At 64.6% G+C, this 5,102-nt stretch carries 3 protein-coding genes; 2 read left to right on the top strand and 1 reads right to left on the bottom strand.

Features of this window, described 5'->3' with window-relative positions; all coding sequences use genetic code 11:
* Nucleotides 1-462: 462 nt before the first annotated feature.
* Entirely contained in the window at nt 463-1,614 is a 1,152-nt protein-coding gene (locus AC5JJ6_RS41020; protein WP_496047576.1) for a hypothetical protein, read from the top strand.
* A 121-nt stretch (nt 1,615-1,735) separates the two neighbouring features.
* On the top strand, nt 1,736-2,530 hold the full coding sequence (locus tag AC5JJ6_RS41015) for a WecB/TagA/CpsF family glycosyltransferase (RefSeq protein ID WP_496047575.1): 795 nt from the start codon (nt 1,736-1,738) through the stop codon (nt 2,528-2,530).
* A gap of 25 nt (nt 2,531-2,555) precedes the next feature.
* Here AC5JJ6_RS41015 and AC5JJ6_RS41010 read toward each other — a convergent pair.
* On the bottom strand, nt 2,556-5,102 hold a 2,547-nt coding region (locus AC5JJ6_RS41010), incomplete at its 5' end, for a glycoside hydrolase family 113 (protein ID WP_496047574.1).

Here is a 5,102-nt window from a genome sequence, read left to right as displayed (position 1 = left end):
CAGGGCCGGATCGATACACTCGTGATTAACTGCAACGGCGGCCAGTGCCGGTCGCAGGCCGTTGCTGCAGCCCCTGAGCGCATCAAAACCGGAGACGACGACCGCTGGTTTCGTTCCAAGCGCTCTGAACATCCTCGTATACCGGACCCTGCTGGAGGCGTTTCACGACCGGCAGGACGCCACCGCCTGACCGCCGGCGCCGTCCCTGCCCCGGCGGTCAGCTCAAGGACGACCCGACCATCCAAGGCACAGCGTCCGAGGCGGAGACTGCCTGTCGGGCATGGCGAACTGTCGTGCGAAAAAAATTCTGCCGTTTAAGGTTAAGATAAGATTAACAGTCTACAACCAGACCCATCGGAACGGCGGAGAAATCTCGGACCGGCCGACATAGGGATTAAACCATCACGGGTGACGACGCCCGTGATGGTTTTACCCCGCAACTCGATCTGATGGGTGTGCCGCATGTCCACGACCGCAAGCCTGGTCCTTTCAAAAACTGAAGATCCCATCATCATGCCGATGGGATGTCCGGTTACCCAGCCCGGGGTCGTGACACGGCCCGTTCGCGCCGAGGATTTCGAGATGGTGCACGCCTTTTTCCTGAAAACCGGGAGACCAGGTCCGTCGGCATCCGCCTGGTCCTGGATGTGGCGGGAAAATCCCGCTCTCAAAGCTTCGCCCAACCGGCATCCCGCCGGCTGGACTCTCAGCGCGGGAGAGGGAGCGGGCCGACGGATCGTTGGATATATGGGCAACGTCATTGAGCGCCATCATGTCGACAACCGCTCAGTCTTCAGTGCGACCGGAATCTTTCGCACGGTTCTGCCGGCTTACCGCAAGGAAGCCTGGAGGCTAGACGACGCCTTCATGAACCAGCCCGGCATTTCCATGCTGCGCACAAATGTTCCGGACCAGGGCGACTCCTCAAACCTGATCTGGATCGGCCAACCGTTCAGGGGCGACGCGGAGCCATCGGGGCGCTGGGTAATCAAGCCCCACCGCGCGCTGAGCCATGGCCGCCGCCTGCGCTGGGCCTGGCGCCTTGATCGCGCAGTTCCGCCTCTCGCCTCGCTCGCGCTGAAACTGTCAGGCCAGGGCATCGTCCGCCCCCGGGGGGCCCAGCCCGACCTGAACACACTCATGCCGGCGCAGATCGGAGCACGTTTCGATACCCTGTGGAAGCATCTGCGGGACGCTGCCGAAGGCCCGCTGGCGTGGCGCGATGCCCGGACGCTGCGGTGGCACTGCAGCAATCCGGGCGGCGCACCGCTCCGCATGATCACATGCTCGCGCACCATTCATCTTCTCGGCTACGCGATCCTAGGCAGCGATATCGATGCCGCCACCGGCGTATCACATGCCCGCATCCTCGATCTGCAGGTCAGTCCAGCCGCGGTCGTCGGAGTTCGGGACTGGCTTATCTGGGCAGCGGCCCGTCAGGCCGAAAGCGATGGCCACCATATTCTTGAGGCGTGCGGTCCTGGCCTGCCCGAACTCTCCCATGCCGTGACACAGGCGCCAGGCAGCCGAGACGAACACCGCGCCGCGCGGATCCCGGTACACGACACTGAACTGGTTTCGGATCCTGCATACGGGGAAGTCTGGCCGTCCTGAGTTCGGCTTGGGGCGAGGCTGAATTTCGACCCCAGAAAGCACCCCAGTCGTAACATTCCACAATCATTCGACCACAGCGCGATCGGCGCGGGCGATCCCGTTTTCGCCCTGGAGGATCCTTATGACCTACCTTCAGCAAATCGAGACTTCAGCCATCCAGACCGAAACGCACGCGGATGCGATGCTGCGCCTGATCCGAAGTCTCCGCCAAGTGAGCGACGTCCAGCGAGAACTAGACCTGCTGGCGGAACTGACGGCGGTGAATCGTCCTACCGTGGTGTCCTTCGTCAATGCCCATGCGTTCAACCTGGCAAGCCGGAACACCGATTTTTGCGACGTCCTGCTCGGCTCGGATGTGCTGCTGCGTGACGGCATCGGCCTGGAGATCGCCAGAAAGGTATTCGGGGATGCGCCGGGACTTAACATGAACGGCACCGACTTCATACCAAAGGTCATCGAGGCCTTCCATGGCCGCACGGCTGCGATCTTCGGAACCCGCAACCCGCACCTGTCCCGCGCCGTCGCGGAAATCGAGGCCGAGGGGGTCAGGGTTGTCGCGTCCCTCGATGGCTTCAGGGAGGTCGAGGAGTATGTCCGGCTGGCGCGCCGCCACCGCCCCGAGGTCATCCTGCTCGCCATGGGCATGCCACGCCAGGAGCAGGTGGCGGACCGTCTGGCGAAGACGCTTGGCTATCCCGTCGTTATCATCAACGGTGGGGCGATCATTGACTTCATCGGCGGTAAGGTGGAACGCGCGCCGCAGATATTCCGGACCCTCAAGGCCGAGTGGATGTTCCGTCTGGCGCGCGAACCCCGGAGGCTGGCACGCCGCTACCTGATCGGCAACGCGGAGTTCCTCTCGAGGGTCGCGTTGCTCCGTCTTTCCAATCGGGAACGCCGCGTTTCCCGCGCCTGATCGGGAAACGCAGGCGTTCGCGGCGCTAGGCGAAATACAGCGAGGGGCCGCCCTGGAGTCCGGCCAGCGGCAGACCCTTGAGGGTCACCAGGGTGAGATGCGGCAGGCCGCCGGTGCCATCGGGATCCAGGCGTACCTCGGTACCGGCCGCCGTGTCGGCGAACGCAAGATAGCCGTCGGCCACCGGATGGTCCCCCAAGTAGCCAGCCGAGCGCAAGGCGCCGCGCAGGTCAAGCCAATCCTGGCCCGGCTCGAAGTCCTCGATGATGTCGCCGCCCTCGGCCAGGGTCCGGAACACGAACAGATCCCGCCCTTCCCCGCCGATCAGGATGTCCGCTCCGCCAGCACCGATTAGGATGTCGTGGCCGACGCCGCTGTCCAGCCTGTTGGCATTGCCGTTGCCGATCAGACGGTTGGAGAGGTCGTTTCCGATGCCGGCCACGGCAGCCGAGGTTTCGAGCGTCATGTTCTCAACCTGGGCAGGCAGGACGCGCGTCGCGGTCATGCTGAGAACGGTGTCTATCCCCTCGCCGGGTTTTTCGATGACGGCGTCGCGCAGACCATCGACGACGTAGGTATCGTCGCCGGTGCCGCCGATCATGGTATCGCCGCCGGCACGGCCGTTGATCCTGTCCGCCCCGGCGGTTCCGTTCAGCACGTCGGCGTGCGGGCCGCCCGTTATCCGGATTGTGGCAGGTGAGCTTTCCGGCAGGACCGGAATTGAAACGCCCCGCTCCGGCTCGAACCCGACGGCGCTGGGCAGCCCGAAGGATTGCGGAGAGAAGCGGTCAGGAGTGATGCCTTGGAACCGAAGCATGTCGCCATTCCCCAGATCGAGCAGGACGTCGCCGCCCGCTTGGACCATCCGCGCCCGAACGGTGGCATAGTCGGTGAAGCCGAATCCGTCGAGTCGAACGGTATCGCCCGGATCGGCCAGGAAATCGGTGATGACGTCACTGCCCTGGCCTCGGTTGACGATGAAGGTGTCCGCCCCTGCCCCGCCGGTCAGAAGATCGTCGCCGGCTCCGCCGTCAAGAAGATCATTGTCAGACATAGCACCGTAAACGAGGTCGGACCGGTGCGACAGGTCAAAGGCAACTGTGCCGTTCGACCACAGGCTCCAGGTACCGGGAACGGAGCTGTTGACGCTCTCATCCGCTGTCAAGGACCGGTCGTTGAGGGAGACCCCACGGATATACAGGTTGCGATCCTCGGTGGCGCTGCGGCCGTCATTCACGAAGGCGATTTCAAGACGGCCCACGCCGAGCGGAGAGTTTGTCAGGCTGAACGTGAACTCCTGGATATCCAGGGTCGTGGCGGCCGGGCGTACCTCGACAATGGCGCCGACCTGAACGCCGTCGACGCGAAGCTGCATGTGGGCGCCCGTGTCGTTCAGTAGGGTACCCATGGCCCTGACGGTGATGGTTGAGGTTGCGAGCGGGCCAAGGGTGGCTGGGCCGCCCAGCAGGACATCATCTCCGGCGCCTCCCAGCATCGTGTCGTCGCCGTGCCCGCCCCGAAGCAGGTCGTTGTTGAAGCCGCCATCCAGGCGATCCGCGGCGGGCGACCCATCGACGGTCCGGCCGGCGCCCGGCATCGCTGCGCCGTACCATCGCGCGATCACGTCCTGGGCGAGTTTGTGCTGTGGGGTGTAGCCGGTTTCCTCGCCGGCCGGGTCCGACCGCGGCTCCCAGTTCCACAAATGAGCGCCCATCAGCCAGTCGCCGGCGTGATCGGCCCAGACGCGGTAGAACGCCTCGTAGAGGTCGGCCTGCTCGCCCTGGTCGATAGCGCCGGTGCCCTGCCAGACGCCCGGGTTGCCGGAGGTGCCGTCGAGGCTTCGGAACCCGATCTCGGTGAAGAGCATCGGCTTGTTCGTGGCCAATGAGAAATCACGCAGGAAATCGACCGGCGCGCGGTAGTTCAGCTGGGCCGCCAAGCCGCTGTCCACCGGCACGTGGGTCCAGGCATGGATGAGCTCGTCCACGGTCGGCGCCGTCGACCGGGACAGCGGGATGTACGGGTTCACCCCGACGACGTCGAGATGGTCCCAGAAACTCACACTCGTCATTTCCGACGCGGTCGCCCCATATGTCAGAGGACCCGGGAACACGGCCCTGACGGCTCCGATGATCTCTTCCCAGCGATCCCGGTAGGCTTCGCCGGTGAGGCTCTTCAGCTCGCACCCGATGCTGAACATGGAGACCCCGGTCTCGGCGGCCAGGCGGGCGTAATCAACGATCAGGCTTTTGTAGCCGGCGAACCAGGCATCAATGTCGGCCGGCGCCATGTCGGCGCGCCACCGGCCGTCGAGCGGGTCGACATGCGGCTTCAGGAGAACGGACAGGCCCCGGGCATGGGCGTCCCCGATCGCGTCGCGCAGGTTGGCCAGGCTCTCCGTGCGGGAAGTCGCGTGAAAGTCGGCACTGGCAACGTCGCTGACATACACGGTCGGCACGATCGAGATGCTGTTGGCGCCGGTGCTGGCGAGATTGTCCAGGGATGCCTCGGAGTCGGCTGTTGCGTACAGCCCGTTCCAGAATGACGGATAGGCAATGCCCAGGGTACCGAA

It is taken from the genome of Skermanella sp. (genome assembly GCF_059503625.1).
This window is presented reverse-complemented; position numbering and strand designations above follow the sequence as displayed.